We start from the raw sequence: 20,032 nt of genomic DNA on the forward strand, positions 1-20,032 counted from the left end.
CCTCCGTGCCCCGCATCCAGGGAGAAACCATGATTCCCACCGCTCACTCGTCCCCTTCGCGGCGTTTCATCCCGTGTATCCGTGTAGTCCTGGCCACAGGGGTCTGCCTTGCTCTCGCCGCGGCCTGCGCCAATCCCCAGGACACGACTACCGCGACATCCGAATCCGACGCGACCGGGAAACCGGCCGCCGTGACGGCCGAACGCGACCCCGCCCTGTACGCCATGGTGCCGGAGGCCTACAAGAAGGCCGGGCGGATCCAGGTCGCGACCAACGCGCCCTTCGCACCCTTCGAGATGTTCTCCGCGGACGGACAGAAGAAGCTCACCGGGCTGGAAATCGACCTCGGTCACGTCCTCGGACAGCGTCTGGGCGTTCCGTTCGAGTTCTCCCAGCAGCCGTTCGACGGTCTGCTGCCCGGCCTGCAGGCCAAGAAGTACGACGTCCTGATGGCCGCCCTGTTCGACACCGCGGCACGCGAGAAGAGCATCGACTTCGTCAACTACGGCCGCTCCGGCTCCGTCCTGCTGGTCCGCAAGGGCGACCCCGGCGACGTCAAGACACTCGACGACCTGTGCGGCAAGCAGGCCGCAGCCCAGACCGGCGCACAGCAGATCTCCCTGCTCGACCAGCAGACGAAGAAGTGCGTAGCGGACGGCAAAAAGGGCGTCACGGTCAGGACCTATCCGCAATTCTCCGACGCGCTGCTGGCCCTGAAGACGAGCAAGACCGACCTGATCGCCGGTGACCTCGGCGCCCTGCGGTACGCGGCCAAGCGGGACACCTCCGTCGAGGCCGTCGAGGACCCGGCCGCGCCCAACGGCTACGACCCGCAGTCGATCGGCATCGGACTGCCCAAGGGCCAGCCGAAGTTCCGCGAGGCCGTCCGCCGGGCACTGGCCGACCTGATCGAGGACGGCAGCTATCGCAAGATCCTCGACACCTACGGCGTCGGCAACATCGCCGTGGACAAGCCCACCGTCAACCAGGTGAGGAGCTGATGGACATGGCCACCATCCCCTCCGCCGCGGCCACACGCGCCGCCGTCCACGACGATGACCTCCCCGTCCGCCGGCTGAGCAGGCCGGGCCGCACCGTCGCGGCCCTCGTCGTGGCCCTGTGCGTTCTCGGCATCGCCTGGAGCTTCGCCACCAACCCCGCCCTCGACTGGGGCACCGTCGGCGCTTATCTCTTCGCCCAGCTCACCGTCAAGGGCGTCTGGGTGACGTTCTACCTCACCGTGGTGAGCATGGTGATCGGCGTGGTGGGCGGCACCATCGTCGCGGTGATGGCCCTGTCCGACAACTACGTCCTGCGGTCCATCGCCGCCGTCTACACGGCGCTGTTCCGAGGAACACCTGTCCTCGTGCAGATCATCTTCTGGGGCTTCATCGGTGCGTTCTTCCCCAAGGTCACCCTCGGCATCCCCTTCACCGACGTGGTCTTCTACTCGGCTCAGACCAGCAGCCTCGTCTCCGCGACCACGGCGGCGATCCTGGCCCTGGGACTGAACGAGATCGCTTACGCGGCCGAGATCGTGCGCGGCGGCATCGACTCCGTCGACCACGGCCAGCGCGAGGCGGCCTCGGCCCTCGGCCTGCGGCCTGCGGTGACGATGCGCCGCATCGTGCTGCCCCAGGCGATGCGGGTGATCGTCCCGCCCATGGGCAACGAGGTCATCACCATGCTGAAGACCTCCGCGCTGGTGTCGGTGATCGCCGGCAACGACCTGATGACCAACCTCCAGCAGGTCTACTCACAGAACTACAAGGTCATCCCCCTGCTGGTGGTCGCCTCCATCTGGTACCTGGCGCTCACCGCTGTCTTCACCCTCGGCCAGCGCCAGCTGGAGAAGCACTACGGCCGGGGCATCGGTTCCAGGAGGGCACGATGAGCACGCTGATGGTCGACGCGGTCGACGTACGCAAGTCCTTCGGTCACCTGGAGGTACTCCAGGGAGTGGACCTCACCGTCGGCAGCGGAGAGGTCACCTGCCTGATCGGACCCAGCGGTTCCGGCAAGAGCACGTTCCTGCGCTGCATCAACCACCTGGAGCGCATCGACTCCGGACGGCTGTACGTCGCCGGCGAACTTATCGGCTACCGACGGGCCGGCAACCACCTGCAGGAACTCTCCGAGAAGGAGATCGCCGGCCAGCGCAGCCGGATCGGCATGGTCTTCCAGCGCTTCAACCTCTTCCCGCACATGACGGCGCTGCAGAACATCACCGAGGCGCCCCAGCGCGTCCTGCGCCGCACGAAGAACGAGGCCGAGCAGGAAGCCTGCGAACTCCTCGACCGCGTCGGGCTGTCCGGCCGGGAGGACCACTACCCGGCCCAGCTGTCCGGCGGGCAGCAGCAGCGGGTCGCCATCGCCCGCGCCCTGGCGATGCAGCCCGAACTGATGCTCTTCGACGAGCCCACCTCCGCGCTCGACCCCGAACTAGTGGGTGAGGTGCTACAGGTGATGCGAGACCTGGCGAGGTCCGGCATGACCATGGTCGTGGTCACCCACGAGATGGGGTTCGCCCGGGAGGTGGCCGACCAGGTCGCCTTCCTCGACGGCGGACGCGTCGTCGAGCGTGGATCGGCCAGTGACGTCCTCGGCTGCCCGAGCCACGAGCGCACCCGCTCCTTCCTCTCCCAGGTCCTGTAGGAGAACCGCCATGACCGCATCCGAACCTGGCCCCGCCGTCCCGCTCGGCGAGCAGGGGCTCGACGAGGTGGTGGAGCTGTGCCGGGACCTGATCCGCATCGACACCAGCAACCCCTTCGACGGAACCGGCCCCGGGGAGCGCCGCGCGGCCGAGTACGTCGCGCACCGGCTGGACGAGGTGGGCATCGGCAGCGTCATCCTGGAGGCGGCACCGGGCCGCGCCAGTGCGGTGGCCCGGATCGCCGGACGGGACCGTTCGCGCCCGGCGCTGCTGCTACACGGCCACCTCGACGTGGTGCCGGCCGACCCCCACGACTGGTCCGTCGACCCCTTCGCCGGCGAGATCCGCGACGGCTTCCTGTGGGGCCGCGGAGCCGTGGACATGAAGAACATGAACGCGATGATCCTGGCCGCCGTACGACGCCTCGCCCGCAGCGGCGAACTGCCGGCGCGGGACATCGTCCTGGCCTTCCTCGCTGACGAGGAGGCGGGCGGCGCCCTGGGATCACGCTGGCTGGCCGAGCACCACCGCGACCTGCTGGACGACTGCGACCAGGCGGTCAGCGAGATCGGCGGCTTCTCGGTCGACCTGTCCGACTCGGTCGCGGAACGGCGCGTCTACCTCGTCGAGACGGCCCGCAAGGGCGTGGCCTGGCTGCGCCTGCGGGCCCGCGGCACTCGCGGCCACGGCTCGATGATCACCAAGGACAACGCCACCGTACGGCTCGCCGCCGCCCTCACCAGGCTCGCCGACCACGACTGGCCGATCGACCTCACTCCGACCACCGCCCGCATGACCACCGAGCTGAAGAACCTGGCCAGCATCGACGCGGGCCTCGACGACCTGGACGGTACCCCGTTCGCCCCGGTCGCCGGGCTGGTCAGCTCCGCCCTGCGCAACGTGGCCAACCCGACCGTCCTGCGCGCCGGCGACACCGTCAACGTCATCCCCACCGAGGCGCAGGCGCTGGTGGACGGCCGCTTCGTACCGGGCCGTGGCCAGGAGTTCCTGCGCGAGGTCGCGAGCATCGTGGGGCCCGGCATCGAGATCGAGACGGTCGACTACACCGAGTCCGCCGAGTCGGCCCCGGAAGGGTCGCTGATCGACGCCATGCAGCGGGCCCTGAGCGCGGAGGACCCGGTGGCGACGGTCGTCCCGTACTGCTCCTCCGCGTCGACCGACAACGTTTCCTTCGCGTCGCTGGGCATCGAGGGGTACGGCTTCGCCCCGCTCCGGCTGCCCGCGGGCTTCGACTTCGCCCGGATGTTTCACGGCACCGACGAACGCGTGCCGCTGAGCAGCCTGCGCTTCGGCGCGCGGAGCCTCTACCGCTTCCTGACCGACCACTGAGATGCCGGTCCCGGAGACACCCGGCACACCCGGCACGCACCGGGCTCCGGTCCTCCGGCCACGACGAAAGAGCAGGGAACATGACCCTCCCCGATCTCCCGACCCCGGCCGAGTACGTTCTGGCGGCGATGTCGTGATCGAGTCACTGGCGGTGCTCGGCGTGCGTACCGTCTTCGGTATCCCAGGGCAGCACGCGCTCGGTCTCTTCGATGCGCTGGGGCGCAGTTCGCTGCGGTTTGTCTCCAACAGGATCGAGAACAACGCGGCCTTCGCCGCCGACGGACACGCCCGTGTCACCGGCGAGGTCACTCCGCTGCTGCTGTCCACCGGGCCCGGCGCCCTGACGGCGCTGGCCGGCCTCCAGGAGGCCGCGGCCGCCTCCGCCCCGATCCTGGTGATCAGCAGCCAGATACCGCGCGCCGGACTCGGCGGGGCGCGGCGTGGCTTCCTGCACGAGCTGCCCGACCGGGCCGCGGTCGTCCGCGGCGTCGTCAAGCACGCCAGGCTGGTCAGGTCCGCGTCCCAGATCCCGTCCGCGATCGCCGAGGCCTGGCGCGCGGCGGCGAGCGCACCGTGCAGTCCGGTCTGGGTGGAGATCCCGCAGGACGTGCTGCTGGAGCCCGCCGATGTGCCTCCCGTACGCGACCTGTCCGGGTCCGCCGCACCGCTGGAGCCCCGCGCCGAGCTCGTCGCCGAGGTGGCCCGGTTGCTGGAGGGAGCGGCCAGCCCCGTCGTCGTGGCCGGCGGCGGTGTCGTACGCTCCGGCGGCCGGCCCGCGCTGCTGGAGCTGGCCGAGAAACTGCACGCCCCGGTGGTCAGCACGTTCGGCGGCAAGGGCGCCTTCCCCTGGAACCATCCGCTGTCCCTGCAGTCCTGGCTGGAGGACCGGCACATGACGGCCTTCCTGGAGGACGCGGACGTCCTGCTGGTCGTGGGCTCCGGACTGGGCGAACTCTCCAGCAATTACCACACGTTCACCCCGCGCGGCCGGGTGATCCAGATCGAGGCCGATGCGGGGAAGCTGGAGTCCAATCATCCCGCGCTCGGCATCCACGCCGACGCCCGGTCCACCCTGCGGGCACTGACCGCCGCGGTGAGCACCCGCGCGGACGGAGCCTGGTCCCGGCGTGCCGTGGCCGAGGTGCTCGCCCGCGTCCACGACCGGCTGGACAAGCAGGAACACGGCGCAGGACGCTTTCCGCACCTTCCGGCGCACCACCCCCGCACAGCGGCAGGCGGCGCTGCTGCGCCTGGTGGACGCGCTGGAGGAGGCCGCCGAGGAGTTCGCGGACGCCGAGTGCCGGGAGACGGGCAAGCCCCGCCGCCAGGTGCTCGAGGAGGAGATCCCCCAGTGCGCCGACCAGTTGCGCTTCTTCGCGGGGGCCGCCCGGCTGCTGGACGGGGCCTCGGCCGGTGAGTACGCCGCGGGACAGACCTCGCTGGTGCGCCGTGAGCCGGTGGGGGTGTGCGCGCAGATCACTCCGTGGAACCACCCGCTGATGATGGCCGTGTGGAAGATCGCCCCCGCTGTCGCGGCCGGCAACACCACCGTCGTCAAGCCCGCCGGGACCACCCCGACCAGCACGGTGATGCTCGCCGAGCTCGCCGCTTGGTTCCTGCCTCCGGGGGTCGTCAACGTGGTCCTCGGTGACCGCGACACCGGACGCCTGTTGACCGAGAACCCGATCCCCGCCCTGGTCTCCATCACCGACCCCACCCGGGCCGGAGTGCAGGTGGCCCGGGCCGACGCCGACGGCCTGAAACTGACCCACCTCGAACTCGGCGGGAACGCCCCCGCGATCGTCTTCGCCGACACGGACGTGGAGAGCGCCGCGGACGGCATCGCCGAGGCCGTCTTCTACAACTCGGGCCAGGACTGCACCGCGGCCTCTCGCATACTCGTGCACGCCGACGTCCACGACGCCCTGCTGGCCGCCCTCATCCGGCGGGCCGAGGCGCTCCGGCTCGCGAACGAACAGTCCTACGGCCTGGCGGCGTCCATCTGGACCACCGACCACTCGCGTGCCCTGCGGGTCACCGCGGAGCTCGATTTCGGGGCGGTGTGGATCAACACCCACGGGCCGCTCACCGCGGAGATGCCGCACGGCGGGTTCAAGCGGTCCGGGCACGGAAAGGACCTGTCCGCCCACGGCCTGGCGGACTACACCCGTGTGAAACACGTCATGAGCGCCGTGGGCAGCGCGTCGTGACACGCGCTGGCCGGCCCGGCCCGCCCGCACCCCCGGAGAGAGAACATGACCTTCATCACCGTGGACACCACGCTGGCCCCCACTCCGGTGGGCGCCTACAGCCAGGGCCGCCGTGTCGGCCCGTTCCTTCAGGTGTGCGGCCAGCTCGCCGCGCACCCCACGACCGGGCAGCCGCTCGACGGCGATGTGGCCGCACAGACCCGCCGCGCCCTCGAACAGGTCACCGCCGTACTGTCCGAGGGCTGTGCGACCTGGGACGACGTGCTCATGGTGCGCGTCCATCTCGCCACGGACGACGACTTCGAGGCGATGGACAGCGCCTACCGAGAGATGGTGCGCGCGCCGTTCCCGCCCCGCACGACCGTCACCGCGGGTCTGGCGCCCGGGGCCCGTGTGGAGATCGACGTCCTCGCGGTCGTCGGCTGAACCGGTTCCGGCGGCGCCGTCAGAAAAAAGTTGCATCAGCCACGAACTTTTCGGCCTGGCGGGCATCGGTTCCTATGACGGCGCAGATGGCGCCGTGCGCACGTGTCTCATCGCGTGCGGGCACCAACCAGGAGCGAAGCACATGGCACACACCTCCCGATCGCTGCGTCACGCGGCCGCCCTCGCGGGCGCGGCCGCCGCACTGGGGCTGCTGACCGCCTGCGGTGGCGGCTCCGGCGCCGACGGCAGCGCGCAGGCGTCGTCCGGTTCCACCGCGGTCACCGGAGGTACGGCCGGTGGCTCGGGCGGCGGCTCGGCCGCGTCCTCGGGCGGCTCCGCCGCGTCCGCCGCCTCCGCGAGGAGCACGCGCTGCCACACGTCGGAACTGCGCGCCTCGGTGGGTTCCGAGGGCCCCGGCGCCGGGCAGGAGAACTTCGCCCTCGTGCTGACCAACGCCTCCGGCCACACCTGCACCGTGACCGGCTATCCCGGGGCGGCTTTCACAGACGCGAGCGGCCGGCAGCTGGGATCGGACCCGTAGCGCGCGCCGGCACGCCCACGACCATCGCCCTGAAGCCGGGGAAGAGCGCCTGGTCCGGGCTGAAGTTCGCCAACCCCGACATCAGCGGGGCGAAGACGGTGACCCCGGCATCGCTGCTATCACCCCGCCCAACGAGCGCGACCCGCTGAAGGTGAAGTGGACGGGGTCCGGTGCCGGTGTCCGGCAACTCGTTCGGCGACGTCGCTGACACTCCTGAGCCCCGGCACCGGAAGCTGAACGCGGTCGGCCCGGGTCCGGGGAGCGCGCCGCGCGCCCGGCGGACTGGCCCGGTCAGCCCGGTTTGCGGGCGATGACAACGGACCGGTCGCCGGCCGTCGGCCGCAGCGACGGTGCCTCGAAGCCGGCCTCGCCGAGCATGTCGGCCAGCTCGCGGACCGACCAGCACTTGCCCGGTGTGGCGTGCATCAGGAAGACGGAGTACTCCGCCGCGGGCAGCGGCCCGCTCTTGTCGGCGTTGATGTGCACGTCGTGATCGACCAGATACCCGCCCGCGGGCAAAGCCGCGTAGGAGGCGCTCAGCAACTGCCTGACCCGCCCGGCGCCCCAGTCGTGCAGGACGTGGGAGTACAGGTGGAGGTCGAAGCCGTCCGGAAGCGCACCGCCGAACATGTCGCCGACCAACACGTCCACACGTGACGCGTGGCCGCGGTCGTTCAGCAGGGCACGTGTGGCCACGTCCACCGGGGCCCGCTCCAGAACCGCGACGTCCAGCGCGGGGAACCGGTCCGCCAGAGCACCGGCGTAGATGCCGGAGCCCCCGCCCACGTCGAGCACCTGCCGCATGGGAACGTCGGCGAGAGCCTCGGCGAGCGCGGGACCGAGGAAGCGTCCCCGCGCGTCCATGGCCGCGGTGACACCCGCGGCGAAGGCCGGATCGGCGAGCCTGCTCTCCCAGTCCGCGTCGGCGGCTGCACTCGCCCAGCTCGCGGGCTCACCGGTGCGCAGCACGCGCAGAAGTTCCGCGCACCCCGGTCGCTCGGCCAGCGAGGCGTAGTACGGGCGCAGGTCGTAGGGCGAGCCGGCCGTCAGGTGGTCGCGGGAGGCCGCCGTCACCCTAACCTCGTCACCGGCACGTTCGAGCAGACCGAGAGCGACGAGGTAGGTCAGCATCACGTCGACCGCGCGTGGGTCGAGATCGAGCGCGGAACACAGGTGTTCCGCGGATGCGGGCCCGTGGCCGTCCAGCCAGGAGAAGAGGTCGAGTTCCGCGACGGCGACGATGAGGAGGTCCGGTGCGTAGGCACTGTCCCTCAGCCGGTACAGCGCGGTGGGGTCGGTGGTCATCGGTTCCATTCTCTCTGCTCGGCTAGGTCCTTCGGTCAGCGCGGTCGGCCGCCGCTCTCCGCCGCGTACCGCTCGGCCAGACGGCCGGCGATGGCAGCGTCCTGTGTGCCCAGGCCCGTCAGATCGGCCACCGTGATCGCGGTGTCACCGCACCGCCCGGGACGCCGGCCGGCCAGGACGTCACCCAGCGCCTCGATCCGGGGCGACGGGCCGGCGTCCCCTCGGCCGAGGTACTGCAGTTCGCCGATGCGCAGGCACTGCCCGGGATCGTCGGCGGCAACGAGTTCCGCGCGGCGCAACACCGAGGCGTCCAGTTCCCGCTTGCCCTCCATGTCCGCGCCCACAGAGGTGACATGGGTGCCCTCGGCGAGCCACTCGCCGCTGAGGACCGGCTCCCGGGACGGGGTGACGGTGACCACGATGTCCGCGCCCCGGACGGCGTCCTCGGCGCACTCGGTCGTCCGCACCGTCCAGGTGTGCAGGGCCCGCATCCGCTCGGCGAACGCCTCGCGCCCCAACGGACCACGGCCGTGGACGACGAGTTCACCGGGGCTGCGCACCTGGAGCAGGGCCCGCAGCTGATAGGCGGCCTGTGCGCCGGGCCCGATCACCGCGACGCGATGGGCGTCCGGCCGGGACAGCGCCTGCGCCGCCAGCGCGCCCGCCGCGCCGGTGCGGACGTCGGTCAGATAGCCGTTGTCGAGCGCGACCAGCGTGGGGAAGCCCGTGGTGGCGTCCGCGATCAGGCTGAGCCCGCCGGAGACCGGCAGACCGAGCGGACGGTTGCCGTAGAAACCCGTGGCCAGTTTGACGGCGTAGTGGCTCGCGCCGTGCAGGTGTGCTCCCTTGACGTGCACCTCGCCTCGCCGGCCCCCGTCCGGTGCGGTGACCTCCAGATGCCAGGGATCCGGCTGGTCGACGGCTTGGGAGGCGTGCGCGACAAGAGCCTGCCGGGTGACCTCCAAAGCTTCCTCGGCGGGCAGCAGCGTGCGAATGCGGCTCTCGTCCAGGACGTGCACGGTCGGGGGAGCGGTGGTCATCGAGGCTTCTTCCCTACGGCGGGACGGGCAAGGCGTCAGGGCGGGGCGACGGACGACGGCGCCGAGCCCGCAGCACCCCCGACGGAGGGCGGCGGACCGGCGCCGACGGGTCCGCGTCCAGCATGGCCGACGCGCGGCCACGGAAGAAGCCAACTTTCCTGATGCCGTGCGTAAGTGATTCCTGCGCTCACGCACGGCCGGGACGGTGCCGTACCGCTCCCGCTCGTCAGACCAGGCGCCGCCGCACCCACAAGACGCACAGCGCGGTGAGCGCCGCCGCGAGCACCAGGCACAGACCGGTCTCCACCCCCTGCATGGGCCACAGATGCGAGGCGGGGTGGTAGTCGGCCCAGTGGCCGGTCCGCCCGTGGACGGTGAGGCACTTGTCGAAGTTGCCCGACGAGTAGCAGCTGTTGACGTCCGAGACCGGGGCGCCGGAGGCGGAGAGCGTGCTGTCGGACATCACCCAGGCGTCGTCGGGGCCGGGGATCGCGCTGGTGTGCTGCTTGTTCACGGTCATGGTCGGCAGCAGGTGCCCGCGGATCCGGTCCAGCAGTACGAGCACCCCGGCGCCCACGACCAGCGTGGCCGCCATCGCGGCGACGGTACGCCGCAGCAGCAGGCCGAACGTCACGCCGACGACGAACAGCAGCACGGACAGGCCCACCACCACGGGACCGATGCCGTAGTACGGATACCACTGGTACCAGGGGAACTGGCTGCCCATCACGTCCGCCACCGGGTGCCACCACCAGGGCATGGCCAGGGCGAGGATCGCGCTGATCACCGCGGTCATGGCAGCCGGTACGGCGAGTTTCGTCAAGACCCAGCGCACCCGGGACACCGACTGGGAGCAGGCGGTCCAGTAGGTGTCGGTCTCCAGTTCCTGCGCCAGCTGCGGACCGCCGAAGAACAGACCGAAGAGCAACGGCAGGACGATCACGACCTGGAGCGGACGGCGCATCGGGTACTGGTAGTGGGAGCCGAAGTCGAGGATCTTGGTGAAGCACGGTGAGGAGGAATCGGTGATGCCGCGGCACGCGTCCAGGTGCCGCTGGTCGATGGCCGTCACCGCCTCCTGATGACGGACCGCGGCGTAGACGGCCACCGCGAGGGCGAAGACGAGACCGATCCAGAAGGCGACGCGGTTCTGGCGCCACACCAGCCAGGTGAGGCCGCGCAGCCGCAGGGCACGGGGCCGCGCGAGAGCGGAGGTGGTCACGCGGTCACCTCCGCGGCCCGGGTGCTGGCGGTGTCGACGCTCGCGCTGGCCGTGATCAGCGGGGACACGTCCGTGGTGCGCAGATGGGCGAGCAGGAGATCCTCCAGACCGGGTGGGCTGACTTGCCAGCCGTGAGGCAGCGGGCCACGGGGGCGGACGAGCGCGGTCAGCCGGCCATCGGGCGTCCGGCGGCTCTCGACGATCTCGTGCCCGGCCAGTTCCGACCGCCGACTGCTGTCGGCGTCGGGCGCGGACACTAGGCGGTGGGCGTTACTGATCGCGTCGATCTCACCCGCCAGCCGGACGGTTCCGTCGTTGACGAGGACCAGAAAGTCGCTAGCCCCTTCCAGTTCGGAGACCATGTGGGAGGACATCACCACGGTCGTGACGTTCTGGGCGGCGTCGTGCATGAGCATGTCCGTCATCTGACGCCGTAATACCAGCGGGTCGAGGTCGGCCATCGGCTCGTCGAGCGGGACCATCTCGGGCCGCTTGCCCAGCGTCAGCGCGAAGGCGACGCGGGTGCGCTGGCCTCCGGAGAGCGTGCCGACCCTCGCGGACAGCGGCACGTTGCCCTCGGCGATGATCCCCCATTCTGCGGCGCGGGACGTACCAAAGTATGTGTGTGTCTCTCGCGCCCGTAGGGGTCCACGTCTCCCGCGCCGCCGAGCCGGGGGACATGGACTTGGTCTGCGGTTCCCCAGGGACCTGGGACAGACAGGTGTCCGCCCGGGTATCGCGTCGTCCCTGGAGACGATCTGACCGCTGCCGGGCGACCACTGTCTGTGAGAAGGCATGATTGCCGCCGGTCCGCGCGTACTCGTAGAAGGGCAGCACCTCGGTGGTGTCCCGGTTCTGTTCGAGAAACTCGCCCGTGTTGGCCTGGTCGCACGTGCCCCACCAGACGGCGAAGGGCGTCCGCGTCACCGGATCGCCGTCCCAGGTGGCCGTCGAGGCGAGGGTGAAGGCGGGCTTGATGTCCACGCCCCCGCGGCCGGGCGGTGCGGTGGTGGCGAGGTGGACGAGGGGGCAAGGCTCTTGCCGGTCGGGGCAAGTGCCCGGGTAGCGGGAGCACTAGTTTGGATGCCACTGGCTAGAGCGATTGAATTCGCGTCCTCTTCGAGCAATCTTGAGTTGGGTACGGCAGTCGAAACGGATGGTGTTGCCCTTCGGCGCTCATTCCGTATTCCGGGTGCCTCTCGGAATTCTCCTGCTCGGAGTCGGGCCCATGGCGTTTTCCCGTCACCCGCTCGTGAGCCGCACGACCGTTCCCCTCGGTCACCTGTAGCGCCAGCCAGAAAGGCAACCGCATGGCCGTCACCAGCAAAGCCGCCCTCGCTGTACCGGGTGAGGAGGGTTTCCGCATAGCGGACATCGTCGTCGACGAACCCAGAGAGCACGAGGTCCTGGTCCGCGTCGTCGCGGTTGGACTCTGCCATACGGACACCCTGTACAAGCAGGTGTGGGAGGAGCCGTCGCTGCCGCCACTGGTCCTCGGCCACGAGGGCGCGGGCGTCGTGGAACGCGTCGGTTCCCAGGTCACGTCGGTCAAGCCGGGCGACCGGGTCCTCATGACGTTCGACTCCTGCGGACAGTGCGTCTCCTGCCTCACTGGTCACCCCGCCTACTGCGCCCGCTTCGGCGACCTCAACACCGGCCCGGCCCTCGGCCGGACCACGGGTGGCGCCCCGCGCCTGTCCACCCTGGACGGAAAGCCTTTGGTGGGCGGGTTCTTCGGACAGTCCTCACTGGCGGGCCACGCCCTCGCCAACGACCGCAACGTCATCCCCGTCGAGGCGGACAGCGATGACGAACTCGCCCTGCTCGCACCGCTGGGCTGCGGTTTCCAGACCGGAGCGGGAGCCGTCCTCAACCAGTTGCCGCCCGCCCCCGGCGCCACCGTGGCCATCTTCGGCACCGGGGCGGTCGGCTTCGGTGCCCTGCTGGCGGCGCGGCTGACCGCCGCCGCCCGCATCGTTGTGGTCGACATCGTCCCCGGGCGGCTTGCCCTGGCGCGCGAACTGGGTGCCACCCACACCGTCAACAGCGCCGAGACCGGCCCCGTCCAGGCGCTGGGCGACATCACTTCCGGCGGCGTACAGGTCGCTGTCGACACCACCGGTGTGCCGGAGGTCCAGGCCCAGGCCGTGCAGTCGCTCGCCCCGCGAGGCCGGCTGGGACTCATCGGACTGCGCCTGGGAGCCCACTTCAGCGTGCCGATCACCTCGCTGCTGCCCGGGGTGAGCGTGCAAGGCGTCATTGAGGGTGACAGTGACATCGTCACCTTTCTGCCCGCACTCGTCGAACTCGTACGCCAGGGCCGGCTGCCCCTGGAGAAGTTGGTGCGCGAGTACCCGCTGGACGAAATCGACCGGGCCATATCCGATTCCAGCTCAGGATCGGTCGTCAAGCCGGTCATCCGACTGTGAAGAATTGAAGGGTCACGTCATGTCGACAATCACTACGCGCATTCCGCATTACCCCATGCTCATCGACGGCAGGTCGGTACCGGCCGAAGGAACCCCGGCGGACGTACTCAATCCGGCGACGGAGGAAGTGGTCGGGACGGCACCGGACATCACCGACGCCCAGTACGAACAGGCCCTGGAATCCGCCGGACGCGCCTTTTCGACGTGGCGGGACACTCCCCTTGCGGAGCGCCGGAAGGTGCTCGTGTCGATGGCCCGGCTCATCGAGGAGAACCTCGACGAGCTGACCGCTCTGCACACCGCCGAGCAGGGCAAGCCGCTGCAGGCTGCCCGTCTCGAATGGGCGGGCTCGGCGCGCTGGTTGGCCACCATGGCCGAGTTCGAGTACCACGCGGACGAGACCCGAGAAGAAGGCGGCCGGACCGTGCGCGTACGCCACACCCCCTACGGTGTCGTCGTCGGCATCGTGCCCTGGAACTTCCCCGTCGCCCTGGCCGTGTGGAAGGTCGGCCCGGCGCTGCTGACCGGGAACACCCTGGTGCTCAAGCCGTCCCCCTACACTCCGCTGACGATGCTGCGCTTCGGGGAACTGGTCCGAGACGTGGTGCCGGCCGGAGTGCTGAACATCGTGTCGGGCACCAGCGGTCTCGGCAACAGGCTCACCTCCGACCCGCGGGTCGCGAAGATCTCACTGACCGGGTCGACGGCCACCGGCAAGGCGGTCATGGCGACCGCGTCACAGCGGCTGGCCCGGGTGACGCTCGAACTGGGCGGCAACGACGCCGCGATCGTGCTCCCGGACGTCGACCTCGACACGACGGTTGAGAAGGTGTTCTGGGCGGCCTTCATCAACTCGGCGCAGATCTGCATCGGCGCGAAGCGTGTCTATGTCCACGACTCGATCTACGACGCGTTCGCGGAGCGGTTTGCCAAGATCGCGGAGACGGCCGTGGTCGGCAACGGGGCCGAGGAGGGGGTGAAACTCGGCCCCGTCCAGAACCGGCGCCAGTACGAGCGGGTACGCGAGCTGATCGAGGCGACCGAGCAGGCCGGGCACCGGTTCCTGGTCAAGGGCGACATCCCCGAAGGCAGGGGTTACTTCATTCACCCGACGGTCGTGGACAACCCGCCGGACGACTCGCGGATCGTCCGTGAGGAGCCGTTCGGGCCGATCGTGCCCCTGCTGCGCTACACGTCCGTGGACGAGGTCGTGGCGCGGGCCAACGACTCCGAGTACGGCCTGGCGGGCTCGGTCTGGAGCAGCGACCCGGAAGCGGCCGCGGAGGTGGCGGCACGGCTGGACACCGGAGTGGTATGGGTGAACGCGGCGCAGGTGCTGGCGCCCGGCATCCCGTTCAGCGGCCACAAGGAGTCGGGCATCGGTCACGAGAACGGTGTGGAAGGCGTACAGGAGTACACCAACACCCAGGTCGTGAGCATGCCGCGGAACTGATCCGCGGCCGCCCGCCCCACGCCGCCGTCGAGGGGAACACCTCTGCCGTGTCCGACCTGCCGGACGCGGCAGCGGGCGTTTCCCGAGCCATGTTCAAGGCCCGGGCCGAGCCACATGCCGCGACCCGGCCGCCCGCCCCGTGACCCGGTGCGCCGCTCGGCCCTCCGTGGCCCGGCGGGCCGCGTGGTCAGTGGCCGGCGTGGCAGAGCAGCAGCCCTGCCCCGCGGGCGTGGAAGCGCAGTTCGTCCCGGTGGTCGGGGTGGGCGATGCCGATCAGCCGGCGTGCCCGCTCGTCCAGGCTCGCGCCCCGCAGTTCCGCGACGCCGTACTCGGTGACCACGTGGTCGATGGTGTTCTTCAGCGTCGTCACCACACTGCCCGGCGTGAGCTGGGAGCGGATGCGGCCGCGCCCGTCGTGGGTGGTGGAGTGCAGCACGATGAACGCCTTGCCGCCGGGGGAGTACATCGCCCCGCGCGCGAAGTCGGCCTGCCCGCCGGAGGAGGACCAGTAGCGGCCCGCGATGGTCTCGCTGGCAGCCTGCCCCATCAGATCGACTTCGGTGGTGGCGTTGATGGACATGAAGTTCGGCTCGGCGCCGACCGTCCGCAGGTCGTTCGTCCAGTCCCCCGGACCAACGGGGTGAGGAGGCGTCATGCGGGATGGCCCTTCGCGGCCCGGAGGCCGCGCAGGCGGTACGTCAGCCACAGCCAGGACGGGGACACGTGCGGGTGTCGGCCGTCACAGCAGCGACGGCATACTTACTTTTTTGTCTGTACTTCCAGTTCAGGGGGTGTCGACCTACGTTTGAAGCATGACGAACAACGCCAGCACCACGAAGTCCGGCCGCTCCCTCGAAGAACGCCTCCAGTACGTCGAGGACCGGCTGGCGATACAGGACCTGATCGTGCGCTACGGCCTGGGCCAGGACCTGCACGAGGACGGTGACAACAACGTCCTGGAGCAGTGGGACACCGTCTTCGCCCCGGGTGCCACCGTCGACTACTCCGTCACCGGTGACGCGTCTCTGAAGGGCCTCGACTACCGCAAGCTGGTCGAGGTGATGCGCGGTGCCGAGGGGTCGATGAGCACCCTGCAGAAGTGGCAGCACTTCCAGGGCTTCTCCACGGTCGTGATCGACGGCGACCACGCCACGGCCCGCACCCAGCACATGCACACCCACAAGGGCAGCACCGACGGAAACGGCTGGAACCTCATCCAGACCGGCTTCTTCGTGGACCAGTTGGAGCGCCGCCATGAGGGCTGGCGCATCACGCACCGCACGCTGGAGATCATCTGGATGGACACCTTTCCCACCGTGTGACGGTGCCGTACGACGAGAGGCGCCGCACATGTCCACCGTCCTGTCCCTGTCCGCGAGTCCCTCGCCGCAGTCCAGGACCGCGGCCGTACGGCGCCACGTCGACGGCCTCCTGACCGCCGCGGGACACGATGTCCTACCGGTCGACGTACGTGATCTGCCCGCCGCGCCACTGCTGTCCGGCCAGGTCTCCGACCCCCGCCTCGCGGCCGTCCTGGACGGCGTCGAGCGCGCCGACGGAGTCGTCGTCGCCACGCCCGTCTTCAAGGCCTCCTACTCGGGGCTGCTGAAGGCGCTCCTCGACGTGCTGCCGGAGAAGGCGCTGGCCGGCCGGGCGGTGCTTCCGCTCGCCACCGGCGGCACCCTCGCGCACGTCCTGATGCTCGACCATGCGTTGCGGCCCGTGCTCGCCGCACTGGGTGCCGACGAGATGGCCCCCGGACGCTTCGTGCTCGGCACCCAGGTGCCGCTCAAGGGCGGGCGGTACGCCCCGGACGCGGACGCCGAGAGCGCCCTCGGGCTGGCCACCCGCCCCTTCCTCGACGCCCTGGCACGGCGTACGCCCGTCACTCACGGCCCCGGTACCCGGCCGACGGCACCCGCTCTGGTGCCGGGCATCGCACAGGACCCGCAAGCACGGACATCCGCCCGCGCCTGAGGCCGGACCCCGGAGCCGGTAAGCCCGGACGTCCGCCCGCCCGGACCCGTGAACCCGGACGTCCGCCCGAGCCTGACGCCGGGCCCGGGACCCGCCGGGACAGCACTCGCCTCCTGCCCCGCGCCTTCTCCATCGATCCGACGACATACAAGGACACCGATGCCCACCACCCCGCCCCTGCCGGCGCTCTCCGTACTGGATCTTGCGTTCATCACCGACGAGACCACCCCCCGTGTCGCCCTCCGTCACACCCGTGACCTGGCCCGGCACGCCGAGGAGCTGGGCTACCGTCGGTTCTGGCTGGCCGAGCACCACAACGCACCCGGTGTCGCCAGTGCCGCGACCGCAGTACTGATCGGACACGTCGCCGACGGCACCTCCACGATCCGGGTCGGCGCCGGCGGCGTCATGCTGCCCAACCATGCCCCGCTGATCGTGGCTGAGCAGTTCGGCACCCTGGCAAGCCTGTATCCCGACCGCGTCGACCTGGGGCTCGGCCGTTCCTCCGGGACCGACGAGCCGACGCAGCTGGCTTTGCGCCGGGCGGGCGGTTCCTTCCCGCACGACATCGAGGAACTGCGGTCCTACCTGGCCGAACCCGAGCCGGACGCCCCGGTGCGTGCGTACCCCGGCGCGGGCGAACGAGTGCCCCTGTGGGTGCTCGGATCGAGCCCGTCCGGCGCCTCCGTGGCCGGCCGACTGGGGCTGCCGTTCGCCTTCGCCTCACACTTCGCGCCTGACAATCTGGCACCGGCACTGGCCACGTACCGCGCGGAGTTCCGGCCGTCGGCGCAGCTCGACCGGCCGTATGTGATGGTCAGCGCCAACACGGTCGTCGCGGACACCGACGGGGAGGCGTGGCACGCCTTCACCGCCTACCAGCAGTACATGGTCAACAACATCTTCCGCCGTCCCTGGCGCCCGCTGCCCGCACCCGTCGACGACATCGACGCCTACTGGCAGCCCCACGAGAGGCACACGGTCGGTCGGATACTGCGGTTGTCGCTGGTCGGTTCGACCGCCACGGTGCGGGACCGCCTCACGGATCTGGCGGAGATGTCACAGGCGGACGAGATCATCGTCACCCCCACCGACCACACCCACGAGGGCCGTCGCCGTTCGCTGGAACTGCTCGCCCTGGCCCGTCGCGAGGCCGGCCTGAGCCACGTGACGGGAGCGTGACATGTCCTCCCGTGTTTCCGGTGCCGCCGGGCATCCCGGCGCACCCGTCGCCCGCGCCGCTGCGCTCGCCCTGGTCGAGCGCATCGACCCGGACTTCGCCGTCGTCGCACGCCGTGCCTACGCGGCGGCCGAGGAACGCGAACTGACCGGCCGGGAAGCAGCCCTCATCGGCATGGTCGTCCAGGGCAACATCTCCTATTACGATCCCGTCCAGATGGAGAGCTGCATGCGGACCGCGCTGGAGGCCGGTGCGGACGTCCTGGAGCTGGCCAAGGTCATCGAGTTGACCGCCGTGATGGGCTACCACGGAGTGGCCGTGACCGTGCCGATCACTCTGGAGGCCCTCCAGTCGCAGGGCCGGCTGCCCGGTCCCGGCGCAGCGCCGCGTGACACCCTGCGCAACATCAGCCGCTCGATGGTCGCGGAGTGGGCGGGCGCCGCGGGACAGATGGCCGACTTCGCACGGGTGTCGCCCGAGCTGGCGGATCTCATGTCCGACTGGACCCGGGTGGCGTGGAACAACGACATACTCGACCGGAAACTGAAGGAGCTGATCTACCTCGCGTTCGACGCCACACCCACCCACATCTTCCTGCCGGGTGTGGCCGGGCATGTGCACCGCTGCCTTGACGCCGGGGCCACGGCCCGCGAGATCATGCAGGTCCTGGAGATTTCCGTGACCCCCGCCATGGACGTCGTGGGCCGGAGTCTGCACCTGCTGTCGGAGGTCACCGCCGGGCCGCGGGACCCGTCGAGTTCTTGAGGGCGCGCAGGGCGGCTCCGTCCGGACACGAGTGGGCGGCCCAGTCGTGGAGGGCGTTGAGGGCCGGGGTCAGCGCCGCCCCGGCGGGGGTCAGTTCATACTCCACATGCGGCGGGACCTCGGGGTAGACGATCCGGCGCACCACCCCGTCGGCCTCCAGGGCGCGCAGCTGCTGGATCAGCATCTTCTGTGTCACGCGCGGGATGGCCCGCTCCAGCTCGGAGAACCGCTGCGGCTGGCGGACGAGCAGGTGGTGCACGATGAGCAGCTTCCACCGGCCTTCCAGAATGCTCAGAGCCAGCTCGACCTTGTCGATGGAGCACTGCGACTCCGAGTCGGCCAGGGCGTCCGGGCGCTCACTCACTTTTTCACCAGTACTGGCCATGTCACCATACGTTAGGGCGATACGTGTGCCCGGGCAAGTGCGTACTGCATGGGATGCGCGACGGTGGACGAGGAGGCCGGGGCGTTCTGCCGGCCGTGCGACTTCCCCAGCCACGGCCCGGCCGACCGCCCGGCCGAGACGAGCGGGAGGCGACACGATCCCGGCAGGAACGGATCCGGGGGATCCGGAGATCATCATGGGCGATACGGCCGTCCTGCGGCCCGAGCCGGCCGGACAGGTGTCTGATGGGGCGTGGCGAGGGCCCGCAAGGGCAGGGCGTGTGACCGCCGCGGCCGGGGCCCATGTGCCTTATCCGGTCCGTCAGCCGTCGGGGAGACCCGCCGCGCGCTACCGCCCCCACCCCGGCGGCTCCCTTCGGAAACTCTCATGACCCGCGGAGATATCGCGTGTGGCCACGCCGGTGCGACGAGTGGTGGGTGCTGCTCGTCCCTGCCCGTTCGGGTCGATGGGCGGACCGACGCGGCACGGCTGGATGAAGTCGACACCCGGGCGAGCGGTGCCCGCGGACGGTGCGTGCTCGCGGCGGTGACGCGCGCGGTGTGCCGGCGCGACACGTTTTCCACGAGGGGAACCACCAACATGATCAGTCGCCACACCTTCTCAGGCGTCGTGACGGCGGGAGCGGCCGCGGCAGCGGCCGGGCTCGCCACGGGCCCGGCCTCGGCGGCGCAGCCGGCGCCGCGTCGACCGGCCGCCGCCTCCGGCTCCGCCGGGTGAAGAACGTCGTCCTCGTCCACGGCGCCTACGCCGACGGCTCGTCCTGGGCCGATGTCATCGAGCGGCTCCAGGCGGCGGGCCTGAACGTCACCGCCGTACAGAATCCGCTCAGCTCCCTGGCCGACGACGTGGCCGCCACCCGCCGTGCGCTGGATCTCCAGGGACGGCCCGACGGTGCTCGCAGCGCACTCCTGGGGCGGCGCCGTCATCACCGAGGCCGGACTCCATCCCGAGGTGACGGGCCTGGTCTGCGTCGCGGCCCGCGCGCCCGAGGCGGGCGAGGACTACACGGCCCTGGCCGGGACCTTCCCCACTCCGCCTGCCAGTGCCGAACTGGTGGAGTCCGGCGGATACA

At 70.6% G+C, this 20,032-nt stretch carries 19 protein-coding genes and 1 pseudogene; 14 read left to right on the forward strand and 6 right to left on the reverse strand.

Going from position 1 to position 20,032, the window contains the following annotated elements:
* Positions 1-191 precede the first annotated feature (191 nt).
* The 8 genes and pseudogenes from ACMTAK_RS39795 (at position 192) to ACMTAK_RS39830 (ending at position 7,183) form a co-directional block, all read left to right on the forward strand.
* On the forward strand, positions 192-1,001 hold the full coding sequence (locus tag ACMTAK_RS39795; RefSeq protein ID WP_413810634.1) for an ABC transporter substrate-binding protein: 810 nt from the start codon (positions 192-194) through the stop codon (positions 999-1,001).
* Positions 1,002-1,006: 5 nt separating this feature from the next.
* On the forward strand, positions 1,007-1,894 hold the full coding sequence (locus ACMTAK_RS39800) for an amino acid ABC transporter permease (protein WP_413810635.1): 888 nt from the start codon (positions 1,007-1,009) through the stop codon (positions 1,892-1,894).
* The gene (locus tag ACMTAK_RS39805) at positions 1,891-2,655 is read left to right on the forward strand and encodes an amino acid ABC transporter ATP-binding protein (protein ID WP_413810636.1); all 765 of its coding nucleotides are present in this window, start codon (positions 1,891-1,893) and stop codon (positions 2,653-2,655) included. The genes ACMTAK_RS39800 and ACMTAK_RS39805 overlap by 4 nt, the downstream gene beginning before the upstream one ends.
* A 10-nt stretch (positions 2,656-2,665) precedes the next feature.
* The gene (locus ACMTAK_RS39810; RefSeq protein ID WP_413810637.1) at positions 2,666-4,006 is read left to right on the forward strand and encodes a M20/M25/M40 family metallo-hydrolase; all 1,341 of its coding nucleotides are present in this window, start codon (positions 2,666-2,668) and stop codon (positions 4,004-4,006) included.
* A gap of 1 nt (position 4,007) precedes the next feature.
* Positions 4,008-5,186: pseudogene (locus ACMTAK_RS39815) on the forward strand (thiamine pyrophosphate-binding protein); the annotation flags it as partial.
* Positions 5,134-6,216 carry an aldehyde dehydrogenase family protein gene (locus tag ACMTAK_RS39820; protein ID WP_413810638.1) on the forward strand — a complete coding sequence of 361 codons (1,083 nt, stop codon included), beginning with the start codon at positions 5,134-5,136 and terminating at the stop codon, positions 6,214-6,216. The pseudogene ACMTAK_RS39815 and the gene ACMTAK_RS39820, both read left to right, overlap by 53 nt.
* 45 nt (positions 6,217-6,261) lie before the next feature.
* A complete protein-coding gene (locus ACMTAK_RS39825) occupies positions 6,262-6,642 on the forward strand; it encodes a RidA family protein (protein WP_413810639.1) in 381 nt (126 codons plus the stop codon).
* Between the two features lie 142 nt (positions 6,643-6,784).
* Complete coding sequence (locus ACMTAK_RS39830; protein ID WP_413810640.1) at positions 6,785-7,183, forward strand: DUF4232 domain-containing protein; 399 nt, start codon at positions 6,785-6,787, stop codon at positions 7,181-7,183.
* A 291-nt stretch (positions 7,184-7,474) separates the two neighbouring features.
* On the opposite strand, the gene ACMTAK_RS39835 is transcribed toward ACMTAK_RS39830, so the two are convergent.
* The 4 genes from ACMTAK_RS39835 to ACMTAK_RS39850 all read right to left on the reverse strand — a co-directional run bounded on the left by ACMTAK_RS39835 (position 7,475) and on the right by ACMTAK_RS39850 (position 11,319).
* Positions 7,475-8,488, reverse strand: coding sequence for a methyltransferase (locus ACMTAK_RS39835; protein ID WP_413810641.1), 1,014 nt, complete (start codon positions 8,486-8,488; stop codon positions 7,475-7,477).
* A gap of 35 nt (positions 8,489-8,523) precedes the next feature.
* Positions 8,524-9,528, reverse strand: coding sequence for an ornithine cyclodeaminase family protein (locus tag ACMTAK_RS39840; RefSeq protein WP_413810642.1), 1,005 nt, complete (start codon positions 9,526-9,528; stop codon positions 8,524-8,526).
* 226 nt (positions 9,529-9,754) lie between these two features.
* Positions 9,755-10,750, reverse strand: a complete 996-nt coding sequence (locus ACMTAK_RS39845) for an ABC transporter permease (protein ID WP_413810643.1) — start codon at positions 10,748-10,750, stop codon at positions 9,755-9,757.
* Complete coding sequence (locus ACMTAK_RS39850; RefSeq protein WP_413810644.1) at positions 10,747-11,319, reverse strand: ATP-binding cassette domain-containing protein; 573 nt, start codon at positions 11,317-11,319, stop codon at positions 10,747-10,749. The genes ACMTAK_RS39845 and ACMTAK_RS39850 overlap by 4 nt, the downstream gene beginning before the upstream one ends.
* Before the next feature lie 741 nt (positions 11,320-12,060).
* Between ACMTAK_RS39850 and ACMTAK_RS39855 the strand changes: the two genes are divergently transcribed.
* Both ACMTAK_RS39855 and ACMTAK_RS39860 read left to right on the forward strand, forming a co-directional pair.
* On the forward strand, positions 12,061-13,179 hold the full coding sequence (locus tag ACMTAK_RS39855) for an NAD(P)-dependent alcohol dehydrogenase (RefSeq protein ID WP_413810645.1): 1,119 nt from the start codon (positions 12,061-12,063) through the stop codon (positions 13,177-13,179).
* A gap of 19 nt (positions 13,180-13,198) precedes the next feature.
* Positions 13,199-14,632, forward strand: a complete 1,434-nt coding sequence (locus ACMTAK_RS39860) for an aldehyde dehydrogenase family protein (protein ID WP_413810646.1) — start codon at positions 13,199-13,201, stop codon at positions 14,630-14,632.
* A gap of 187 nt (positions 14,633-14,819) precedes the next feature.
* Here ACMTAK_RS39860 and ACMTAK_RS39865 read toward each other — a convergent pair whose 3' ends face one another.
* Positions 14,820-15,287, reverse strand: a complete 468-nt coding sequence (locus ACMTAK_RS39865; RefSeq protein WP_413810647.1) for an acetyl-CoA hydrolase/transferase C-terminal domain-containing protein — start codon at positions 15,285-15,287, stop codon at positions 14,820-14,822.
* Between the two features lie 157 nt (positions 15,288-15,444).
* On the opposite strand from ACMTAK_RS39865, the gene ACMTAK_RS39870 reads away from it, so the two are divergent.
* From ACMTAK_RS39870 to ACMTAK_RS39885, 4 genes are all read left to right on the forward strand, one after another.
* Complete coding sequence (locus ACMTAK_RS39870) at positions 15,445-15,954, forward strand: nuclear transport factor 2 family protein (RefSeq protein WP_413810648.1); 510 nt, start codon at positions 15,445-15,447, stop codon at positions 15,952-15,954.
* A 28-nt stretch (positions 15,955-15,982) separates the two neighbouring features.
* A complete protein-coding gene (ssuE, locus tag ACMTAK_RS39875; protein WP_413810649.1) occupies positions 15,983-16,609 on the forward strand; it encodes an NADPH-dependent FMN reductase in 627 nt (208 codons plus the stop codon).
* Positions 16,610-16,768: 159 nt separating this feature from the next.
* Positions 16,769-17,791, forward strand: a complete 1,023-nt coding sequence (locus ACMTAK_RS39880; protein WP_413810650.1) for an LLM class flavin-dependent oxidoreductase — start codon at positions 16,769-16,771, stop codon at positions 17,789-17,791.
* Between the two features lies 1 nt (position 17,792).
* Entirely contained in the window at positions 17,793-18,554 is a 762-nt protein-coding gene (locus tag ACMTAK_RS39885) for a carboxymuconolactone decarboxylase family protein (protein ID WP_413810651.1), read from the forward strand.
* Here ACMTAK_RS39885 and ACMTAK_RS39890 read toward each other — a convergent pair.
* On the reverse strand, positions 18,520-18,918 hold the full coding sequence (locus ACMTAK_RS39890; RefSeq protein WP_413810652.1) for a winged helix-turn-helix transcriptional regulator: 399 nt from the start codon (positions 18,916-18,918) through the stop codon (positions 18,520-18,522). The two genes, ACMTAK_RS39885 and ACMTAK_RS39890, sit on opposite strands and share 35 nt — an antisense overlap.
* Positions 18,919-20,032 lie beyond the last annotated feature (1,114 nt).

The sequence above is a fragment of the Streptomyces lacaronensis genome, from assembly GCF_047337785.1.
In the GTDB taxonomy this organism is placed as follows: domain Bacteria; phylum Actinomycetota; class Actinomycetes; order Streptomycetales; family Streptomycetaceae; genus Streptomyces; species Streptomyces lycopersici.